Annotated in this window: 19 protein-coding genes; 18 read left to right on the top strand and 1 reads right to left on the bottom strand. The window is 64.4% G+C overall.

Annotated features, from left to right (window positions below):
• Positions 1-630: 630 nt before the first annotated feature.
• From A5892_RS16715 to A5892_RS16695, 5 genes are all read left to right on the top strand, one after another.
• Entirely contained in the window at positions 631-2,214 is a 1,584-nt protein-coding gene (locus tag A5892_RS16715) for a phosphoenolpyruvate carboxykinase (protein WP_082890522.1), read from the top strand.
• Positions 2,215-2,344: 130 nt separating this feature from the next.
• Complete coding sequence (locus tag A5892_RS16710) at positions 2,345-4,726, top strand: Tex family protein (RefSeq protein WP_064123755.1); 2,382 nt, start codon at positions 2,345-2,347, stop codon at positions 4,724-4,726.
• Positions 4,727-4,929: 203 nt separating this feature from the next.
• A complete protein-coding gene (gene gshA, locus A5892_RS16705) occupies positions 4,930-6,525 on the top strand; it encodes a glutamate--cysteine ligase (protein WP_064123754.1) in 1,596 nt (531 codons plus the stop codon).
• 75 nt (positions 6,526-6,600) lie between these two features.
• Positions 6,601-7,140 (top strand): disulfide bond formation protein B, encoded by a 540-nt coding sequence (locus A5892_RS16700; RefSeq protein WP_064123753.1) that lies wholly within the window; start codon positions 6,601-6,603, stop codon positions 7,138-7,140.
• Between the two features lie 236 nt (positions 7,141-7,376).
• A complete protein-coding gene (locus A5892_RS16695; protein ID WP_223302715.1) occupies positions 7,377-7,901 on the top strand; it encodes a sigma D regulator in 525 nt (174 codons plus the stop codon).
• A gap of 30 nt (positions 7,902-7,931) precedes the next feature.
• Here A5892_RS16695 and A5892_RS16690 read toward each other — a convergent pair whose 3' ends face one another.
• Positions 7,932-8,588 (bottom strand): HAD family hydrolase, encoded by a 657-nt coding sequence (locus tag A5892_RS16690; protein ID WP_064124569.1) that lies wholly within the window; start codon positions 8,586-8,588, stop codon positions 7,932-7,934.
• A 321-nt stretch (positions 8,589-8,909) separates the two neighbouring features.
• Here A5892_RS16690 and A5892_RS16685 point away from each other — a divergent pair, with 321 nt between their 5' ends.
• The 13 genes from A5892_RS16685 (at position 8,910) to A5892_RS16625 (ending at position 19,718) form a co-directional block, all read left to right on the top strand.
• Positions 8,910-9,413: an RNA pyrophosphohydrolase gene (locus tag A5892_RS16685; RefSeq protein WP_027351601.1), complete on the top strand. Its 504-nt coding sequence runs from the start codon at positions 8,910-8,912 to the stop codon at positions 9,411-9,413.
• Between the two features lie 236 nt (positions 9,414-9,649).
• Complete coding sequence (lgt, locus tag A5892_RS16680; protein WP_064123751.1) at positions 9,650-10,471, top strand: prolipoprotein diacylglyceryl transferase; 822 nt, start codon at positions 9,650-9,652, stop codon at positions 10,469-10,471.
• Positions 10,472-10,495: 24 nt separating this feature from the next.
• Positions 10,496-11,290 (top strand): thymidylate synthase, encoded by a 795-nt coding sequence (locus tag A5892_RS16675; protein ID WP_064123750.1) that lies wholly within the window; start codon positions 10,496-10,498, stop codon positions 11,288-11,290.
• The gene (locus A5892_RS16670; protein ID WP_064123749.1) at positions 11,287-11,814 is read left to right on the top strand and encodes a dihydrofolate reductase; all 528 of its coding nucleotides are present in this window, start codon (positions 11,287-11,289) and stop codon (positions 11,812-11,814) included. The genes A5892_RS16675 and A5892_RS16670 overlap by 4 nt, the downstream gene beginning before the upstream one ends.
• A gap of 85 nt (positions 11,815-11,899) precedes the next feature.
• Positions 11,900-12,622: a ProQ/FINO family protein gene (locus A5892_RS20000; protein WP_223302714.1), complete on the top strand. Its 723-nt coding sequence runs from the start codon at positions 11,900-11,902 to the stop codon at positions 12,620-12,622.
• A 191-nt stretch (positions 12,623-12,813) separates the two neighbouring features.
• Positions 12,814-13,026, top strand: coding sequence for a DUF1656 domain-containing protein (locus tag A5892_RS16660; protein WP_064123748.1), 213 nt, complete (start codon positions 12,814-12,816; stop codon positions 13,024-13,026).
• Positions 13,027-13,044: 18 nt separating this feature from the next.
• Positions 13,045-13,965, top strand: coding sequence for an efflux RND transporter periplasmic adaptor subunit (locus A5892_RS16655; protein ID WP_064123747.1), 921 nt, complete (start codon positions 13,045-13,047; stop codon positions 13,963-13,965).
• A 9-nt stretch (positions 13,966-13,974) separates the two neighbouring features.
• The gene (locus A5892_RS16650) at positions 13,975-16,161 is read left to right on the top strand and encodes an FUSC family protein (protein ID WP_064123746.1); all 2,187 of its coding nucleotides are present in this window, start codon (positions 13,975-13,977) and stop codon (positions 16,159-16,161) included.
• Positions 16,162-16,240: 79 nt separating this feature from the next.
• A complete protein-coding gene (locus A5892_RS16645) occupies positions 16,241-17,038 on the top strand; it encodes an SDR family NAD(P)-dependent oxidoreductase (RefSeq protein ID WP_064123745.1) in 798 nt (265 codons plus the stop codon).
• Positions 17,039-17,051: 13 nt separating this feature from the next.
• The gene (locus tag A5892_RS16640) at positions 17,052-17,462 is read left to right on the top strand and encodes a hypothetical protein (RefSeq protein WP_064123744.1); all 411 of its coding nucleotides are present in this window, start codon (positions 17,052-17,054) and stop codon (positions 17,460-17,462) included.
• Entirely contained in the window at positions 17,428-18,054 is a 627-nt protein-coding gene (locus A5892_RS16635; protein WP_064123743.1) for a zinc-binding dehydrogenase, read from the top strand. The genes A5892_RS16640 and A5892_RS16635 overlap by 35 nt, the downstream gene beginning before the upstream one ends.
• A 50-nt stretch (positions 18,055-18,104) precedes the next feature.
• Complete coding sequence (locus A5892_RS16630) at positions 18,105-18,617, top strand: sigma-70 family RNA polymerase sigma factor (RefSeq protein WP_064123742.1); 513 nt, start codon at positions 18,105-18,107, stop codon at positions 18,615-18,617.
• 57 nt (positions 18,618-18,674) lie between these two features.
• A complete protein-coding gene (locus tag A5892_RS16625; RefSeq protein ID WP_064124568.1) occupies positions 18,675-19,718 on the top strand; it encodes a FecR family protein in 1,044 nt (347 codons plus the stop codon).
• The last annotated feature ends 90 nt before the right edge of the window (positions 19,719-19,808 follow it).

The following is a 19,808-nucleotide window of genomic DNA, read 5'->3' as shown; positions in this document are numbered from 1 at the left end:
CATCGTATGTGCGCAGCACAACCTCATCTGGCTACTTGCCAACCCGATGCGGCTCCCACCTCGCGAAGCGTCGAGCGGCGCCTGGATAGCAATTATTGCCAGGCCAAGAAGGACGTTGAGTTCTGCCGCCGCACGGCAAGTAACCCCTCGGCATGTGAAGAAGGGCCGGTGGTACCAGAATGCCTGCCTTGAACCTAGAAGTACTTACTAAGACATCCCAGTTTCGTCCGCTCCGTACCGGCAAGCGCTGCGGGGAATGTCGGCCCGCCGGGGGAGGAATGGAGGCTGATGTTGCAGCGAAAGGGTGATCGAGACTTACTCTATCGACCTTCGTCGCATCGAAAAGTGGTAATAAAACTCCGAAAGAGACGTAAGGGTGCTGTCTCGATACGCTCTTCGGGCTAGACGAAAGTAGACTTTCATTCATCGTAAATATCGGTGCTGAAAGGGATTTTACCCTCGATTGCTTTTTGACATACTGGCTGGCCTAGGTGCTTGAACAGCCGTGTGGAGCACCGCCCAGGTCAGTGCGACGGGGAGACGCCGTTCCCGTACGTGCGTGCCGATAACTGAAGCCTGGCCCTAAGAGGCTGGCCAACGAGAGAGAGCGGCTTTTCGCCACCTAATGCCATGACCATCGAACAGTCGAAATCCACCTTCTCGGTGCAGTACGACCCACGCCATCGGGTGCGGCTCAATCCCTGTGCCACTGAGCTGATCGAGCTGTCGCTCGCACGCGGTGAAACCCGCCTCGCCGCCAATGGCGCGTTGACCGCCGAGACCGGCGCTCGCACCGGACGCTCGCCCAAGGATCGCTTCATCGTCGACGAGCCTGGTTCGCGCGCGCTGATCGACTGGGGCGAGGTCAATCAACCCTTCGATTCGACCCGCTTCGAAGCGCTGTGGGGGCGGGTGGAGAGCTATCTCGGTGAGCGTGAGAACTTCGTTTGCACGCTGCATGTCGGTGCCGACGAAAACCACTACCAGCCGGTTCGGGTGGTGGCCGAGAACGCCTGGCACGCGCTCTTCGCGAATACCATGTTCGTGCGCCCCGAGGCCTACAACCCTATGGGCAAGCCGGAGTGGACGATCCACAGCGCGCCCTGGTTCGTCTGTGAGCCGGAGCGAGACGGCACCCGCTCCGAGGCCACCACGATCATCGATTTCGCCGGCCGCAGGGTGCTGCTCGCCGGGATGCGCTATGCCGGCGAGATCAAGAAGGCGATGTTCTCGGTGCTCAACTACCTCCTGCCCGAGCAGGACGTGCTGCCGATGCACTGCAGCGCCAACGTCGGCCAGGACGGTCGCACCACGCTGTTCTTCGGTCTCTCCGGCACCGGCAAGACCACGCTGTCCGCCGATCCCGAGCGCTACCTGATCGGTGACGACGAGCACGGTTGGGCCCCGGGTGGGGTATTCAATTTCGAAGGCGGCTGCTACGCCAAGACGATCGACCTGTCGGAGCAGAACGAGCCGATCATCTGGAACGCGATCCGCTTCGGTACGGTGCTCGAGAACGTGGTACTCGACGAGCACCGGGTGCCCGACTACGCCGATACCCGGCTGTCGCAGAACGGTCGCGCCGCCTACCCGTTGGAGCACGTCGAGCGGCGCGTACCCGAGAACCGTGGCCCCGAGCCGAGCTCGATCGTGTTCTTGACCTGCGATATGACCGGGGTGCTGCCGCCGGTGGCGCGACTCTCCAACGAGGCCGCCGCCTACCATTTCCTTTCCGGCTACACGGCCAAGGTCGGTTCCACCGAGATCGGCTCCACCTCCGGGCTCGAGGCAACCTTTTCGACCTGCTTCGGCGCGCCGTTCTTCGCCCGTCCGCCGCGGGTCTATGCCGATCTGTTGATCAAGCGTCTCGAAGCGTTCGGCACCCAGGTCTATCTGGTCAATACCGGTTGGACCGGAGGGGCCTATGGACAAGGGGGGAAGCGCTTCAGCATTCCCGTGACCCGAGCGGTGATTCGCGCGATCCAGAGCGGTGAACTCGACCAGGCCGAGACCCGGCATCTGCCAGGGATCAATCTGGATGTTCCGGTGGCGGTGGAGGGGGTCGATCCCCGACTGCTCGATCCGCGCGAGGCCTGGGACGATACGCCTGCCTTCGAGGCCCAGGCAAAGCAGCTCGCTACTCGCTTTCGTGACAATTTCGCCCGCTTCAAGAGCGTCGACCCGCGGATCGAGGCCGCCGGTCCCCAGCTCTGAAGCCCGACTCGAGCATTACCGCGCAAGCCCCGATTGTGCCACCGGCGCAATCGGGGCTTGCGCGTTTTGGCCCGCGGCGGCCAAAAGTGGTCTAATCGGCGCTCGTCGCAACCAGGAAGACTTAGGTGCCATGATTGACCGCCAAACGCTCGATCTTTCCGCCGTCATCTCCGCGCGCATTGCCGCTGAGCTCGATGTTCGCCCCCAGCAGGTGGTCGCCGCCATCGCGCTGCTCGACGAAGGGGCGACGGTGCCGTTCATCTCGCGCTATCGCAAGGAGGTCACGGGCGGTCTCGATGATAGCCAGCTGCGTACCCTGGAGGAGCGGCTGCGTTATCTGCGCGAACTGGAGGAGCGGCGGCGCGCGGTGATCGAGGAGATCGCGCAGCAGGGCAAGCTCGACCCCGCGCTCGAGCGCCAGCTGCGCGGTGCCGAGACCAAGCAGCGGCTCGAGGATCTCTACCTGCCGTTTCGCAAGAAGCGTCGTACCAAGGCGCAGATTGCCCGCGAGGCGGGGCTCGAGCCCTTGGCGGATGCCTTGCTCAACGATCCGGGCCTCGATCCCGAGGAGGCCGCCGAGCCTTACGTCACGGCCTCCAAGGCGCTCACCAACGATGATGGCGAATCGATCGCCCTGGCCGACGTCAAGGCGGCGCTCGATGGTGCGAAGCAGATCCTGATGGAGCGTTTCTCCGAGAATGCCGAACTGCTCGCCCGACTGCGCGACCGGCTGTGGGACGAGGGCGAGCTCAATGCGCGCGTGGTCAAGGGACGTGAGCAGGAGGGCGCCAAGTTCTCCGACTACTTCGAGCATACCGAGCGCCTGGCTTTGGTGCCTTCGCATCGGGCGCTGGCGATGTTCCGCGGTCGCAACGAGGGCGTGTTGAGCCTGAGCTTGACGCTGCCCGACGAGGCGCAGGCCAAGGTGCACCCTGCCGAGATCGAGATCGCCCGCACGGTGGGTATTCGTGACCAGGGGCGCAAGGCAGACCGATGGCTGGCCGAGGTGGTGCGCTGGACCTGGCGTGTGAAGCTTTACACCAGCCTTGAAACCGAGCTGTTCTCGCGCTTGCGCGAGCAGGCCGAACTGGGCGCGATCGGGGTGTTCGCCGCCAACCTCAAGGACCTGCTGCTCGCCGCACCAGCGGGCGCGCGGGCGACGCTGGGGCTCGATCCGGGGCTGCGCACCGGGGTCAAGGCGGCGGTGATCGATGCCACCGGCAAGCTGGTCGATACCGCGACCATCTATCCCCACGCGCCGCACAATCGCTGGGACGAATCTCTCGCCACGCTTGCCCGGCTTTGCACGCAGCATGGCGTCGAGTTGATTGCGATCGGCAACGGTACTGCCAGCCGTGAGACCGATCGCCTCGCCCAGGCGTTGATCCGTGAGCTGCCACCGGTGGAGGGGCGCCCGGTCGGCAAGGTGGTGGTCAGCGAGGCCGGCGCTTCGGTCTATTCGGCCTCCGAGTACGCGGCGCGTGAGTTCCCCGGGCTCGACGTGACCCTGCGCGGCGCGGTATCGATCGCCCGCCGGCTGCAGGACCCGCTGGCCGAGCTGGTCAAGATCGAGCCTAAGTCGATCGGTGTCGGCCAGTACCAGCACGATGTCTCCCAGCTCCAGCTCGCCCGCGCGCTCGACGCGGTGGTCGAGGACTGCGTCAACGCGGTCGGCGTGGATCTCAACACTGCGTCTCCCGCGCTGCTGGCGAGAGTCTCGGGGCTGAACTCGACGCTCGCTGCCAATATCGTCGCCGCCCGCGACGAGCGCGGCGCGTTCAGAAGCCGACGTGCGCTGCTCGAGGTCAGCCGGCTTGGACCGAAGACCTTCGAGCAGTGCGCGGGATTTCTCAGGATCATGAACGGTGACGACCCGCTCGATGCATCCAGCGTCCACCCCGAAGCCTACCCGGTGGTCGAGCGCATCGCCGCTCGTGCCGGGCGCGACAAGGGTAGCCTGATCGGTGACAGCGCCTTCCTCAAGAAGCTCGATCCCGCAGAGTTCGTCGACCAGCGCTTCGGGGTGCCGACCATCACCGATATCCTGAAGGAGCTCGACAAGCCGGGGCGCGATCCTCGTCCGCAGTTCGCCGTCGCCGAGTTCAAGGAAGGGGTCGAGAAGCTCTCCGATCTGTCGCCCGACATGGTGCTCGAAGGAGTGATCACCAACGTCACCAACTTCGGTGCGTTCGTCGACATCGGTGTGCACCAGGATGGGCTGGTGCATATCTCCGCGCTGTCCGAGCGCTTCGTCAAGGACCCACGCGAAGTGGTCAAGGCCGGCGACATCGTCAAGGTCAAGGTGCTCGAGGTCGATGTGCCGCGCAAGCGCATTGCGCTGACCATGCGACTCTCCGAGCGTGCCGAGCGCCAGCCTGCGCAGGCCCGGGGTGAGCGCCGCGGCGACGACCGCCGTCGGCCGGGACGCGACGAGCCGCGAGAGGGCAGCGCGCCGATGGGCGCGCTCGGTGCTGCGCTGCTCAAAGCGGGAGCGACCAAGCGGGATCGTTGAGCGATAGCGTCGAAGAGTGGCGACGAATCTGCAACGAAGCTTGAAAGCCCACGGCGCGTATTCATAATGAGTGCCAATTTGGTCCCGTTCCGTTCGTTCATCGGATCGGACAGGATCCTGGATCCCGAGGGCGCGGGTCGTTGCGCCGCGCGACAGCGTGGCGTCGGGTTCGATCCGCGCTGACTTAGAGAAGGTGCACATCCTTGTCGGAACAATTCGCCCGAATCGTCGCGGGTCTCGAGGCGCCGGTGCGCCAGGGCAGGACCGGTCGTATCCGCCGCGGTATCGAGAAAGAGGGCCTGCGCGTCGACCCGCTCGGCAGGATCAGCCAGCTGCCCCATCCGCGTCAGCTGGGCTCCAAGCTCACCCACCCCTACATCACGACGGATTACTCCGAGGCGCTGCTCGAGTTCGTCACTCCGGTCTACTCTCGGCCGAGTGACGCGCTCGACTTCCTCGCCGACCTGCACCGCTTCAGCTATCGCCAGCTGGGTGACGAGCTGATCTGGCCTGCCAGCATGCCTGCCTGGCTCGACGGCAACGCGAGCGTCCCGATCGCTGACTTCGGTAACTCCAATACCGGGCGGATGAAGCAGGTCTACCGGCGTGGCCTCGACGTGCGCTACGGGCGGATCATGCAGTCGATCGCCGGCATTCACTACAACTTCTCGCTGCCTGACGCGATGTGGCGCGAGCTGGCCGCGCTCGAAGGAAAGTCGGGAATTGCGCTTTGTGAGTATCGCTCCCAAGGCTACTTCCGGCTGATCCGTAACTTCCGCCGCACCAGCTGGCTTTTGATGTACCTGTTCGGCGCCTCGCCCGCTTTCGATCGCAGCTTCCTCGATGGGCGCAAGGTCGAGGGCTTCGAGGCGCTGGGGCGACGAACGCTGGTGTCGGAGCATGCCTCGACCCTGCGGATGAGCGATCTCGGCTACCACAACAAGGTCCAGGACCAATTGAAGGTCTGCTTCGACTCGCTCGACGAGTACGTCGATACCCTGCGTCATGCGGTGAGCACGCCCTGGCCGGACTACCAGCGCACCGGGGTCGAGGTCGACGGGCAGTGGCAGCAGCTCAACGCCAACATCCTGCAGATCGAGAACGAGTACTACAGCGACATCCGGCCCAAGCGGGTGGCGCGCCATAACCAGACGCCGACCCAGGCGCTAGAGGCCGATGGTGTCGAGTACATCGAGGTACGCTGTCTCGATATCAATCCGCTGCTGCCGCTTGGCATCGACGAAACCCAGATCCGCTTCCTCGACGCCTTCCTGATTCGCTGCCTGCTCGCCGACGACGCGCCGATCGGTGCGGTCGAGTGCGCGCGACTCGATGCCAACCGCGCCCGGGTGGTCACGCAAGGACGGGATCCAGGCCTGATGCTCGAGTTCGAGGACGGGGCGCTTTCGCTCGCCGAGGCGGGCGGGCGGCTCTTCGATGAGCTGCGCGCCGCCGCGGGGCTGCTCGATCTTGCCGAACGCAATACGCCGCACGGGGACGCGGTCGAAGCGCTCGCACCGCGGATCGGCGATCCCGCGCTGACGCCGGCGGGAGAGATATTCGCCGCGCTGTCGCGCGAGGGTGAGGATTTCATCGATTGGACCCTCGAGCGGGCCAGGGAGCAGGCGGCCGAGTTCCTCGGCACGCCGATGGATCGTGCCCGCGAGGCGCTGCTCGACCAACTCGTCGAGACCTCGCTGATCCAGCAGCGCGATATCGAAGCCGACGACGAGCTCTCCTTCGGTGAGTACCTGGCCGGCTACTTCGCCCGGGCCGAGGCCGTCGCCAAGCGCGCCTGAGGCTGAGCGTCCGGCGGTGGGCGCCGCTGGACCCTTTATCCGAACACTTCTCATGACATGGAAGATCTTTGAATCATGATCGACAAGCTGAGCCGGATCATTTGTCGCGGCTGGTGCCTGCTCGGGGTACTGATATGCATCCTGATGATGGCGGTGGCGCTGCTGCTCGAGCATCTATGGGGACTCGAGCCCTGCCCGCTGTGCATCTTCCAGAGGATCGCGGTGATCGCGACCTTCCTCGTGCTGCTGCCGGGGATCTTCCATAACCCCAAGGGCAAGGCCGGCGCGGTCTACGGAGTGGGGGCGCTGATCACCAGTGGCGCGGGCATCGCACTGGCCGGGCGCCACCTGTGGCTGCAGAGCCTGCCGCCCGATGCGGTGCCTTCCTGCGGGCCGGGGCTGGACTACATGCTCGAGGTGCTGCCGTTCTGGGGCGTGATCTCCCAGGTGCTCTCTGGCTCGGGAGAGTGCGCCGAGATCCATGGCATCTGGCTCGGCATCACCTTGCCCGGCTGGACGATGATGGGCTTCGCCGTGCTGGCATTGATCAGCATCGCGTTGATCCTCTCTTCGCTGCGCCGCGGCCGGCGCGGGCCGAGCAAACGCCTGCTCTGAGTCGTGCCGGGTCCCCGGGCCGCGTTGAACCCGGGCCACGCTTAAGAAGCCCTCGTGCATCCGTGCCGGAGGCTTCGTCGTATTCGCGGGGTGCGACCAAAACGCGCGGCTGCTCGCTTGCACCGCCTGTGGGGCTGGTTGATCATGATTGTTCGGATTTGGATCAGGGCAGGCGGCATGCCGCCCTTTCCAGCAAGCGAGTCATGGGATTGATCAAGCGAGTCGAGGAGAGACACGTGCTTATCCAACAACATGTTTCCAACGTCGAGCGCTGGGGTGGCGTCAACCTGGTGATCGATCGCTGGCTCGAGCAGCGCCATCAGCTGCTGCTCTCATTCAGTGCCCTCGATGATGCCTGTGATCGCGACCTCACCACTTTCGATCGCGGCCTGCTCGACCGCTTCAGTGAACAGCTGCTCGACTACCTGAGCCTTGGCCACTTCACGCTCTACCCCATCCTCCAGCAGGAGGCGCGGGAGCATGCCGACGGCGATGCGCTCGCCGCCGCGACCCAACTGCTCGAAAACCTCGACCCCTCCACCCAGATGGCACTCGCCTTCGAGAGCGATTTCTCCGACGCTCATCGCTGTCGCGAGAATCTAGCGATGCTGCCGGCCTGGCTCGAGAGGATCAAGCGAGGGATGAGCGAGCGCTTCACGCTGGAGAACCTGCTGATCGCACGGCTCCACGCCGTGCACGCGCCGACCTCCGAGTTCGTCGCCGGCCTCAGTCAGCGGCTCGGCGAAAGCTTCCAGCACTGACGAAGAAGAGGGGCGCGCCATCGAACCTGATCAGCGCAGGCTCATCACCGTCCAGCCGCGTCGCTCGGCCTCGATTTTCAGCATCGGGTCGGGGTCGACCGCCACCGGGCGATCGACCTGTTCGAGCAGCGGTAGGTCGTTGCGGGAGTCGCTGTAGAACCAGCAGCCTTCGCGCTCGATCTCGGGATGCTCGGCGAGCCAAGCCTCTAGTCGAGTCACCTTTCCTCGCTGGAAGCTCGGTACGCCGGCGACTCGGCCGGTGTAAGCGCCATCGCGCTCCTCGACCTCGATCGCGATCAGTTCGTCGACCTTGAAGCGCTCGGCGATCGGCGCGGTAACGAATCGGTTGGTGGCGGTGATGATCATCAGGAAATCGCCAGCCTCCCGATGGTGGTCGAGCAGCGCCTCGGCCTTGGGCAGCACCATCGGCTCGATCACCTCCGCCATGAAGTCGCGCCGCCAGGCCTCGAGCAGCTTGCGTGGGTGCTGGGCGAGCGGCTGGAGCGAGAACGAGAGGTAGTCGTCGATGTCGAGGGTGCCTGCTTCGTAGCTGCGCAGGTATTCATCGTTGGCGCGCCGGTAGCGTTCTTCGTCCACTGCGCCGACGCGAATCAGATATTCTCCCCAGGCATGGTCGCTGTCGCCGCTGATCAGGGTGTTGTCCAGGTCGAAGATTGCGAGTCGCAAGTTGGTCATCTCCTAAATATTCAAACGCAATGTGTAGCGCGATGCTTGGCTTGGAAATCCTTTCGAAAACCGTTCGTTTCCCGGATGTTCGCCATGAGCGGGTTTTGAGAGGAATTCCTAGCGCATGCTACCCCAAGCGTTCCGCGGTCGCTCGCCCGGAGCAAGGCGTATTGATGCCCTTTCTCGCTTTGTGGAAGAATGTCTGCAATAGGTGCCGCCGCTTGCGCGGTACCGTCGAGAATCACAGTGCATGCCGGGGAGCGGGATCCAAACGATCAGCCCCGGCGCTGGCACCGGTGAAAGAGATAAGGGGTATGACCCGTGATCGACCCTGATGGCTTCCGCCCCAACGTTGGCATCATCATCGCCAACCCTGGAGGGCAGCTGCTCTGGGCCAGGCGGGTGGGGCAGGACGCTTGGCAGTTCCCGCAGGGCGGGATCAATTCCGATGAAACCCCCCAGCAGGCGCTCTATCGTGAGCTGGAGGAGGAGATCGGCCTTTGTGCACGAGATGTCGACGTCATTGCCTGCACTCGTGGCTGGCTGCGCTATCGTCTGCCGAAACGAATGATCCGCACGCATTCGCAGCCGCTGTGCATTGGCCAGAAGCAAAAATGGTTCCTGCTGCAGATGCGCTGCAACGAAGCGCGGATCTGTTTCGATTCGACGCCCAGCCCTGAGTTCGACGGCTGGCGCTGGGTCAGCTACTGGTATCCGCTCGGTCAGGTGGTGTCGTTCAAGCGCGAAGTCTACCGGCGTGCGCTGCGTGAACTGGCACCGCGCCTGCATCACTCGGTGGGGCTCGAAGAGCACAGCCGGGGCTGAGGAGAGCACCTGGAAAGCCTCTCACCCTGTGGTGAGAGGCTTTCTTGCGCCTGTACGTCGAGGCCCGGCGCATGCGCGCTCGATCGAGGGCGCGCCATGACTTGATCAGGCTGCCCAGGTAGAATGGCGCCCGCGCTGGGCGGGCACTCTTCGCTGGCTCGCCACCTGCGCGATTTGGTGCCGGCCGGCCCCAGCAAGCCTGCGCATTGGCGCGCCGTGATAGGAGAGATGACCGCATGCGCTATCCCGATTTCGACCCGGTCCTGTTTTCGCTGGGCCCGATCCAGATCCACTGGTATGGCCTGATGTACGTGGTTGGCTTCGTCTCCGCCTGGTGGCTGGCGCGGCTTCGCGCCGAGCGGATCGGCCTCGACCGTCAGCAGGTCGGCGATATGATCTTCTACGGCGCGCTCGGCGTAGTGCTCGGCGGTCGGTTTGGCTACACGCTGTTCTACGGCTTCGATCAGTTCCTCGCCGACCCGCTGTGGATCCTGCGGGTGTGGGAGGGCGGCATGAGCTTCCACGGTGGGCTGCTCGGGGTGTTGGTTGCAGCGCTGCTGTTCGCGCGTCGGCACAAGCTCGCCTTCTTCCAGCTCACCGACTTCATCGCACCGATCGTACCGGTGGGGCTCGGCGCCGGCAGGATCGGCAACTTCATCAACCAGGAGCTGCCCGGCCGGGTGAGCGACCTGCCCTGGGCGATCGACTACCCCCTCTATGGGCCAGAGATGCGCCATCCCTCGGCGCTCTACCAGTTCGCCACCGAAGGGGTAGTGCTGTTCGTGGTGCTCTGGTGGGTATCGAGCAAGCCTCGCCGCCGCGGCCTGATCTCGGGCCTTTTCATGGCGCTTTATGGCGGCTTGCGTTTCATCACCGAGTTCTTCCGCATGCCCGACCCGCAGCTGGGTTTCATCGCCTTCGGCTGGCTGACCATGGGCCAGCTGCTTTGCGTGCCGATGGTGCTGATCGGTATCCTGCTGGTGGTCTGGTCACGTAACCAACCGGTCGACCGTAGCGCACGGACGGCTCCCACTTCGGATTCCGCGTCCGCGCCTTGAGCGCGGACGAGCGAGAGGCCCCAGATGCAGCCCTATCTCGACCTGATGCGGCGCGTCCTCGACGAGGGGACGCGCAAGAGCGATCGCACCGGTACCGGCACCCTCAGCGTGTTCGGCCACCAGATGCGCTTCGATCTCGCCGCGGGTTTTCCGCTGGTCACCACCAAGAAGCTCCACTTGCGCTCGATCATCCATGAACTGCTGTGGTTCCTGCGTGGTGAAACCAACATCGCCTACCTCAAGGAGCACGGGGTGAGAATCTGGGACGAGTGGGCCGACGAGAACGGCGAGCTCGGTCCGGTCTACGGCTATCAGTGGAGAAGCTGGCCGCGTCCGGATGGCGGCCACGTCGACCAGATCGCTCAGCTGGTCGACTCGATCAAGCGTAATCCAGACTCCCGACGGCTGATGGTCTCGGCCTGGAACCCGGCGCTGGTGGACGAGATGGCGCTGCCGCCGTGTCACGCGCTGTTCCAGTTCTACGTCGCCGACGGCCGGCTCTCCTGTCAGCTCTATCAGCGCAGCGCCGACATCTTCCTCGGCGTGCCGTTCAACATCGCAAGCTATGCGCTGTTGACCCAGATGGTCGCGCAGGTCTGCGAGCTGGCGCCGGGGGAGTTCATCCACACCCTGGGCGATGCGCATCTTTATCTCAATCATCTCGACCAGGCTCGCGAGCAGCTCGCACGGTCGCCTCGCCCGCTGCCCCGGCTGGTATTGAATCCCGAGATCGACGACCTGTTCGCTTTCCGCTTCGAGGACATCGCGATCGAAGGCTACGATCCCCATCCGCACATCAAGGCCGAGGTCGCGGTATGAGCGCGACGCGGATCGCGATGATCGCCGCGCTATCGCGCAACCGGGTGATCGGTGTCGATGGCAAGCTGCCCTGGTACCTGCCCGAGGACCTGCGCTTCTTCAAGCGGATGACCAGCGGCAAACCACTGATCATGGGACGGGCGACCTTCGACTCCATAGGTCGCCCGCTGCCCAACCGGCTCAATCTGGTGGTCACTCGCGATCCCGGCTTCTCCCATCCCGGCGTGCGGGTCTGCTCGAGTCTGACTGATGCGCTCGAGGCCGCCGAGCACCAGGCGCTGCTCGACGGCGTCGAGGAGCTGATGGTGATCGGTGGAGGGCAGATCTATGCCCAGGCGCTGGGGCGGGCGAGCCGGCTCTATCTCACCGAGGTGGATGTCGAGATCGAGGGCGACACCTTCTTCCCGATCCTCGATGCGAACGAGTGGGAGGAGCGGGAACGGGTCGAGGGCAGCCCCGATGGAGGTCAGCCCGCATATCGCTTCGTCACTCTCCGGCGCTGCGCGCCAAAGGTGAATGAATGACGTGTCCCCTTGTCGACGAAGGGATTTAATCTATCATGGCGCAGAAAGGATAAGCGTTTTCGTGGTAGTAACGGGGGCAGGCAAGGTGACAGATCATCTCGATACGCTGATCGACGCACTCGATCGAAGGGCCCATGCAGCCATTCTCGAGCTCGAAGCGGCGACGCAGCGTGTCCGTGTGTTGGAAGCTGAGAATCAGGCGCTACGACAGCGTCTCGGCATGCTGGAACCACAGCATGGCGCGGTCGAACGAGCCCGGCCGCCAGACGTCGAAGCCTCTTCCGACGTACCTCTCGAAGTGCCTTTAGAAGTACCTTTAGAAGTACCTCTCGAAGCATCTTCCGAAGCGCCCTCCGAGGCGTCGCCGACCCTCTCCACCGAAGTTCCTGTCGCGCCTGCGCCCCATTCTCCCGCGCCCGTCGAAGGTGAGCCGCATCCCTCTCCCCAGGCGCTGCTGGATCAGTGGTATCAGCGCTACCCGGCGACTTTCTTCAAGGCCCATACCCGTCCGCTCAAGGTCGGCATCCATCAGGATCTGGTCGCTCGCGAGCCCTGGCCAGCCAAGCTGATTCGTCGCACGCTGGCCAATTACGTCAATCTTCCCCGCTATCTCAAGTCGGTACGCACTGGCGTCGAGCGTGTCGACCTGGATGGCCAGCCGGCCGGTGCGATCAATGAAGACGATGCCCGCCATGCCCGCGAGCAGCTCGAAACGCTGCAGGCGCGCAAGCGCGAGCGCGAGGCGCGCCTGAGTGCTGAGCGGATGTCCCGCAAGCTCGCCGAACTGAGTGCGCGACACGGGCATTGAAGCGACGATCGGGCTGATGTGTCGCAGGCTAACTATTTGCGTTCGGCCAAATGCCGCATGATCAGCCGCATTCGCCCAGTAATACCGAGCGGGACGATACGGTTTCGTGGCGCCTCTCCCTCGGGTCCGGACCGAGACTGGAACGTTGGACTTTGCGACCTGCGTCGATGGATAGAGGGAGATAGCCCTTCATGTACCTTCGCGAGCTTTCCTGGGGTGGTGTGTTCTTCAGCCCCATGCTCTTTTACACCTTCATCAGCCTGGTGCTCGCCGCGGTGATCCGCGCGCTGGTGCACAAGTCCCCGTTCGGGCGTTTGATCTGGCAGGAAGCCTGGTTCGACGTGGCGCTGTTCGTATGTCTGCTTGCCGGGGTGACCTACGTCGCCGGTACTTATCAATGGTGATTCAATGGTGATCGCTCGATGCGTACGTTGACGAGACTGCTCTTCTCACTGGTCATGCTCGCCCTCGCGGTGGCCGCCGGGGTGTGGACCTGGAACTACTACATGTACACCCCCTGGACGCGTGACGGTCGGGTGCGCGCCGAGGTGATCACCATCGCACCTGACGTTTCCGGCTGGATCGCGCGCTTGAACGTTCGCGACAATGAGCATGTCGATCAAGGGGAGGTGATGTTCGCGGTCGACGACGCACGCTATCGCGCCGCCCTCGACGAGGCCAAGGCGCGCGCGGAGAGCGCGCGGGTGACGTGGGAGCAGAGCCTGCACGATTACCAGCGCCGCCAGCGGCTTTCGAGCCAGTCGATCTCGCGCGAGGATCTCGAGACCTCCCGGCTCACCGCCGCCGCCAACGAGGCCAGCTACCACGCCGAGCAGGCCGCCGTGGCCAGCGCCCAGCTCAACCTCGATCGCACGCTCTACCGTGCGCCCGTCTCTGGTCATGTGGTCAATCTGGCGCTGCGCCAAGGTGACTACATCAATCAGGGCAGCGCGCAGATGTCGATGATCCGCGACGGCTCCTATTACGTCACCGGCTACTTCGAAGAGACCAAGATGCCCTCGATCCGGATTGGCGACGCCGCCGACATCTGGCTGATGAGCGGCACCCAGCGCCTGAGCGGACGGGTGGTGAGCATCGGCAGGGGGATTTCGAACAGCAACACCACGCAGGGCAACGAACTGCTTCCCGACGTGGCGCCCACCTTTACCTGGGTGCGTCTGGCCCAGCGCATCCCCGTCGACGTAGTGCTCGACGAAGTGCCCGAGGGCACGCTGCTCACCGCGGGGATGACCGCGACGGTACGGATACGCCCGCCGGTGGAAGAAGAGGCACAGACGCCCTCGCCCCAGGCCCCGGACGAGACGGCGCCGAGCGCCGGCTGAGACTAGCCCATGGCCGAGACCTTCAAGCTCAATCCCAAGCTCGCCGTCTTTCTCACCCCGACGCCCTTCGCGCTGACCTTCGCGCTCAAGGGCATCATCGCGATGGCGCTGGCGCTCTACGTTTCGATGCTGATGGATTTCGATCGCCCCTACTGGGCGATGATCTCGGCGGTGTTCCTGCAGATTCGTCCCGAGAGCGGGCAGGTGATCGAGAAGGGCATGTTTCAGCTGCTCGGCACCATCGTCGGTGGCGGTATCGGCCTGCTGGTGCTCGCGCTGTTCGTTCAGGCCCCGGCGCTGGCGTTGGCCACGCTTTCGATGCTGGTGTTCGTCTGCGCCACGCTCTCGGCGATGACGCACAATTTCAATGTCACCTATTTCTGCGCGATGATCGCCGCCACCATGATTCTGGTGGTGGTGATCTCGGTGGCCTCGACGCCGACCAGCAACAGCATCTTCGAAGTCGCAGTGCAGCGGGTCAGCGAGATCGGCATCGGCTCCATCTGCGCCACCCTGGTCAGCATGCTGCTCTGGCCAGTGCGGGTGCGCCAGGCCATGGTGCTGCATGCCAACGACGTGATCGACAAGGCACTCGCCAGCGTCGAGCTGCATCTCGATCCAGAGGACAAGCGTACCGAGCGCCACGCCTCTCTACTCGATGCGATCGAGTCGGTGATGCTGCTGGAAGCCGATACCAGCCCGGTGATCTACGAAGGCCCCACCGGCCCGGGTCGCGCGCGCGCAGCGCACCTGCTCTCCCAGCGCACGCTCAGCCTGATCGCCGAAATGCAGGTGCTGGGCCACTTCATTCGCGAGCACCCGGACTGGATCGACGACGTCGTCAGCCCGCTGATGGATGACCTGCGCAATTCGGTCCGCCAGGCCAAGGCCGAGCAGGACCACCTCGCGCGGCGTGAACTCCTGGTCGCACTGCGCAAGCGGGTCAACGCTTTCGATGTCTCCCGGCTCAATACCGCGCTCCAGCACCGGGCGGTGCAGGTGATCCAGGAGGTGGTCCAACTGATGCTGGTGATGCTGGATGCGCGCAGCGCGGTCGAGAACGCCGAGAGCCTGCGGCTCAAAGCGGTGCGCATCTCACGCCATCACGATGTGCTGTTGAGCGTGATCATTGGCCTTCGCTCCTCGCTGATGTTCGCCCTGGCATCGATCCTGTGGATCTCCTCCGGCTGGGACACCGCGTTTCTGATGATGGTGATGCCGGTGATCTTCAGCGTCATGTTCGCCTCGTTTCCCGCGCCGACGATGATCATACGTTTCCTGATCGTCGGTACGGTCGCCGCCCTCCCGGTTGGGATACTGTTCGGTGGGGTGCTGCTGGCGAATGCGCCGCGCGATTTCGAAATGCTGATCATGGTGTTCGGTGCGCCATTGTTCGTCGCGCTGATGGGGTTTACCAACAGGATGACCCTGGCCTACAGCCTGGGGTTCTGCCTCACCTATATCATCATGACGCTGCCGGGCAACACCATGACCTTCGATGTGGTCGGCTCGGTCGAGCGAGGGTTGACGGTGCTGATCGGGGTAATCGTGCTCCATACGCTATTCCGGCTGGTGGTCGAGCCGAACGCACTGATCATGCGCAGGCGCTTGATCAGCGCCACCGCGACGGATATCTCCGAGTTGAGCGCGACGAGGCCGGATGACGTGGAGGAGTGGTTCAACGGACGAATGTTCGGGCGCATCCAGCGGCTTGCCCGCTACGAGAATAACCTCTCCGACCGACAGCGCAGCCGGCGCAACCTGATCGAGCAGGGGCTGCTCGGGCTCAACCTTGGCCACGTCGTCATCAAGCAGGCTCGCCGCCTCTCGATGGTCGACGACCAGCCGCGGATGCGCGTAGCGATGCGTCGCTGGCAGCAGTCGCTGGCGCAGAGCTACCAAGCCAGCGCCTGGGGGGTGGCCGATGATCAGGAGTTCCTTCGTCACAGTCGGCTGATCTATCGGCTGATGCGCGATTCTGGGCAATTCGAGTCGGGGCAGCTCAAGCAGTTCGAGGGGCTGTGCTACCGCCTGTTGCTGTCGCTGCGTCGCAATGCTGGGGTCAGTGAGGATCAAATTCAGGAGTTGGAAACACGCCTGCTCAGCGACGAGCCCAATGTTTCCGAGCCGTCGTTGGACCCTGACAATGACCGCGACCTCACCGGCGATGATGGGCGAGAAGAGCCGCGTGCTTAGTGGCGAAGCCTCTCGGCTTGTACGACGCTTGATGTCGGGCGCAGCATCGCGCCCGACACTGCGATGAGGAGGCACCTCAATGGATTTGGGTATCAAGGGCCGAGTGGCATTGCTCACTGGTGCGGCGGGTGGCATCGGTTTCGCCACCGCCACGCTGCTCGATCAGGAGGGCGTGTCGCTGGTGCTGTCGGATCTCGACCAGACGGCGCTGGAGCGATGCGCCGAGACGCTCACCGGTAAGCCGCTTTGCGTTGCCGTTGACATGACTGATCAAGGATCGGTCGATGCGTTGGTCCAGAAGGCGCGTGAACGCTTCGGCGCAATCGATATCGTCGTGCATGCGGCCGGGGTGACCGGTGCCAAGGGCGACCCGCTCGAGCTCAGCGATCAGGACTACGAGGAGGCTTGGGAGATCGACTTCATGTCGGCGGTGCGTGTCGCCCGTGCCACCGTGCCTTCGATGCGCGAGCGGGGCTGGGGGCGATTGGTCTGCATCACTTCCGAGAACGCAGTGCAGCCCTACTGGGAAGAGGCGGTCTACAACGCCGCCAAGGCCGGGCTCGGTACCTTCATCAAAGGGCTTTCCTACCGTGAGGCGGCGTACGGCGTGCTGTGCAATACCGTGGCACCGGCGTTCATCGAGTCACCGATGACCGACGGGATGATGGAAAGCCGTGCCAAGCAGCTCGGTGTTTCTTTCGATGAAGCGGTGGCGAGTTTCCTCGAGGAGGAGCGCCCGGGCATCGTGCAAAAGCGCCGCGGCCGGGCCGAAGAGGTGGCCGCGGCGATCGCGCTACTGGTTTCCGAGCGGGCCTCTTTCATCAACGGCGCCAACCTGCGCATCGACGGCGGCTCGGTGGTCGCGGTGCAGAACTGATCCGGTACGGCAAATGAACGAGCGCGGCACCGAAGCCCTGATGCTCGCCAGCCGTCCGGTGGCGGCACTCGGCGTCGAGCATTTCTCCCGCGCCTGGGTCGACCTGGGCGCGGGTGCCTTGCTCCTGGCCCCGCGCTATCTGAGCGTCGATCCTTACATGCGCACCCGGATGCAGCCCCAGGGCTATGGCTACATTTCGCGTTGGGACGCCGGCTCCAGGCTCTCGGCCTGGACCCTGGCCGAGGTGCTGGCCAGCGACGACCCGGCGTGGATGCCGGGGCAGTGGGCAGTGGGTCATCTGCCGGTACAGCGCGAGATTCGCTGTGACGGCGACGGCCTGGTCGCATTGCCACCCGGCCGCGCCGCTCGCCTGGCTGCATCCGCTTGGCATGACCGGCTTCACCGCGTGGCTCGGCATGCGTGAGATTGGCCGGGTCGAGCGGCGGGACCGGGTGCTGGTCGGTGCCGCCGCCGGCGCAGTGGGGTCCATCGCCGCCCAGCTTGCGCGGCTCGAGGGTGCCGAAGTGCTGGTGACCGCGGGGCGCGGCGACAAACGCACCTGGCTCGAGGAGATCGGCTTCTCCCATCCTCTCGATCATCGCGCACCGGAATATGCCCAAGCGCTGTCGGCGGCGGTGGGTGAGGGCGGGCTGACGCTCAACTTCGAAAATCTCGGCGGCGGCGCTTTCGAAGCCGCCAACCGCTGCATGCGCAGGAATGGCCGGGTCGTGCTGTGCGGGTTGATCAGCCAGTACCAGCAGCCCGACCCTCGAAGCGCTGCCGCGCGCGCTGCTCGCGCTCTTCGCCGGTCACAACCTTGGCAAGTGCGTGGCTCGCCTGTCCGGCTGAGGAAGACTCACCGCAATGCTTGGGCGGCGATAGGTTCGCATGCGTTGTTCCGTGGCGCAGCTGGGCGAGCGTTCTCCCTCCCTCGATTGACAACAATGATAATCATTAGTGATGATGGCGGGTTTGCGAGTATTCCCGGCGACTTCTCCCTGCCTTGGTCGTCGTAAGGAATCTTCAGTCGATCTATCGTTCACTCGGATGGCCCGTCGAAAACCACATGGCGAAGTTGACGCTCTTTCTGGCCTACAGGTCCGCGCTGGTCAATTACGCCACGCCGATCGTCGGTGATCGTGCCCAGGCCGAGGATGTGGTGCAGGAGGCTTTCATCCGCTTCATGCAGGCGCAGGGCAGTGCCATGCACCAACCCGTCGCCTATCTGCATCGTATCGTGCGCAACCTCGCCCTGGATAGCGTCAGGCGGCGGGCGACGGAGCAACGTCATCAACTCGAGCCCCCCTGGTGGATGACGCCGGACTCGCCACGCACGCCAGAGCAGGAGCTGCATCACCGCCAGGATCTGCAACGCCTCGCCCGCGTGCTCGAGACGCTTCCAGAGCAGGCTCGAATGGCGCTGACCATGCATCGCTTTCAGGGGCACACCCTGCAGGAGATCGCACAGCGACTGGATATCTCCCTCTCCAAGGCGCATCGCTTGGTTCGGGACGCGCTGGTGCTGCTCGCCCGCGAACTCGTGCCTGCGGAGGACACCCCATCCGATACCCTCCCATGAACCGTGTCCGGCAAGCGCGGCGGAAGCGGAAGGCCGTCGAAGTCGCGAGGCATGGACATGAGTGATCAAGGCCACTGTGAGCAGCGCTTGGCTGAAGCCATGGACTGGCTGCTGCGCTTGAATGAATCGCCCGACGATCCAGCGCTGCTGGCCGGATTCGAGGCCTGGCTGGCCACCGGTCCCGACCATGCGGCGGCCTGGCGCAGGGCGCTCGATACTTGGGCACTGCTCGGCGAACTCGAATCCCCACGTTCGGCCCCTACCGATCATGCCTCGCCTTCGCTGCGCGGTAGCACTGCCGCAGAACCCAAGGCTCGCCCGCTGCGCGTTCGGTCGCGGCGGCATCTTCCCGCTCGGCGCCGGCTGTTGGCGGGCATGGCGTCGATGGCGCTCTTGCTGGTGACGTTCGTGCTGCTCGCGCCTGAGCTGTCTTTGCGCCTCGAGGCGGATTATCTCACCGGGACCGGTGAGCAGCGCCGCGTGGAGCTGGAGGACGGCAGCGTCGTCCATATCGGGGCGAAAAGCGCGATACGAACGACCATGGGGCCCTCGCAACGTGGGGTCCGGCTGCTTGCCGGCGAGGCCTTCTTCGAGGTGGCGCCGGATCCCGCGCGTCCCTTCATCGTCGAGGCGCAGGGCCTCAAGGCGACGGTCGTGGGCACCAGCTTCGATGTCCGGCTGTCTGCGCAGGCACTGTCGCTTGCGGTGAAAAGCGGTACGGTGCGGGTCGATTTCCCGCCGTCGGCCAATGCGCCCGAGCGCAGTATGCGTGCCGGTGAGCGGGTGAGCATCGATCGGCGTTCGGGCGCGATGGTCGATGCCCAGGTCCCGGTCGATCAGATCGCCATCTGGCGCAGCGGCTACCTGTTCGTCCAGGACATGCGCGTCGAGGATGCCATCGGCGAACTCGCGCGCTACCAGCAGGGGTGGACCATCATCACCGATGCACGACTGAAGAATGCGCGTGCCACCGGGCTTTATGATCTCCATTCGCCCGATAGAGCGCTGCGCGCGCTGCTGCTGCCGTTCGACGCCGAAGTGCGCCAGGTGACCCCGTTTCTCAGAGTCGTGTCGCTCCGAGCGCCGGGCGATGAAGAATAATCGCCGTGGAGTGAAAAAAAATCCCGACCTCCTCGTCACCCATCAGGGCATGAGATTTTATGTCATTTGAGATGGACTGATTTTTTCGAG

It is taken from the genome of Halotalea alkalilenta (assembly GCF_001648175.1).
In the GTDB taxonomy this organism is placed as follows: Bacteria; Pseudomonadota; Gammaproteobacteria; order Pseudomonadales; family Halomonadaceae; genus Halotalea; species Halotalea alkalilenta_A.
This window is presented reverse-complemented; position numbering and strand designations above follow the sequence as displayed.

Coding starts and splice junctions, on each gene's coding strand:
- A5892_RS16715 (WP_082890522.1), top strand. CDS start 631: ATGACCATCGAACAGTCGAAATCCACCTTCTCGGTGCAGTACGACCCA.
- A5892_RS16710 (WP_064123755.1), top strand. CDS start 2,345: ATGATTGACCGCCAAACGCTCGATCTTTCCGCCGTCATCTCCGCGCGC.
- A5892_RS16700 (WP_064123753.1), top strand. CDS start 6,601: ATGATCGACAAGCTGAGCCGGATCATTTGTCGCGGCTGGTGCCTGCTC.
- lgt (WP_064123751.1), top strand. CDS start 9,650: ATGCGCTATCCCGATTTCGACCCGGTCCTGTTTTCGCTGGGCCCGATC.
- A5892_RS16675 (WP_064123750.1), top strand. CDS start 10,496: ATGCAGCCCTATCTCGACCTGATGCGGCGCGTCCTCGACGAGGGGACG.
- A5892_RS16670 (WP_064123749.1), top strand. CDS start 11,287: ATGAGCGCGACGCGGATCGCGATGATCGCCGCGCTATCGCGCAACCGG.
- A5892_RS16660 (WP_064123748.1), top strand. CDS start 12,814: ATGTACCTTCGCGAGCTTTCCTGGGGTGGTGTGTTCTTCAGCCCCATG.
- A5892_RS16655 (WP_064123747.1), top strand. CDS start 13,045: ATGCGTACGTTGACGAGACTGCTCTTCTCACTGGTCATGCTCGCCCTC.
- A5892_RS16650 (WP_064123746.1), top strand. CDS start 13,975: ATGGCCGAGACCTTCAAGCTCAATCCCAAGCTCGCCGTCTTTCTCACC.
- A5892_RS16645 (WP_064123745.1), top strand. CDS start 16,241: ATGGATTTGGGTATCAAGGGCCGAGTGGCATTGCTCACTGGTGCGGCG.
- A5892_RS16640 (WP_064123744.1), top strand. CDS start 17,052: ATGAACGAGCGCGGCACCGAAGCCCTGATGCTCGCCAGCCGTCCGGTG.
- A5892_RS16635 (WP_064123743.1), top strand. CDS start 17,428: ATGACCGGCTTCACCGCGTGGCTCGGCATGCGTGAGATTGGCCGGGTC.
- A5892_RS16630 (WP_064123742.1), top strand. CDS start 18,105: ATGGCGAAGTTGACGCTCTTTCTGGCCTACAGGTCCGCGCTGGTCAAT.
- A5892_RS16625 (WP_064124568.1), top strand. CDS start 18,675: ATGAGTGATCAAGGCCACTGTGAGCAGCGCTTGGCTGAAGCCATGGAC.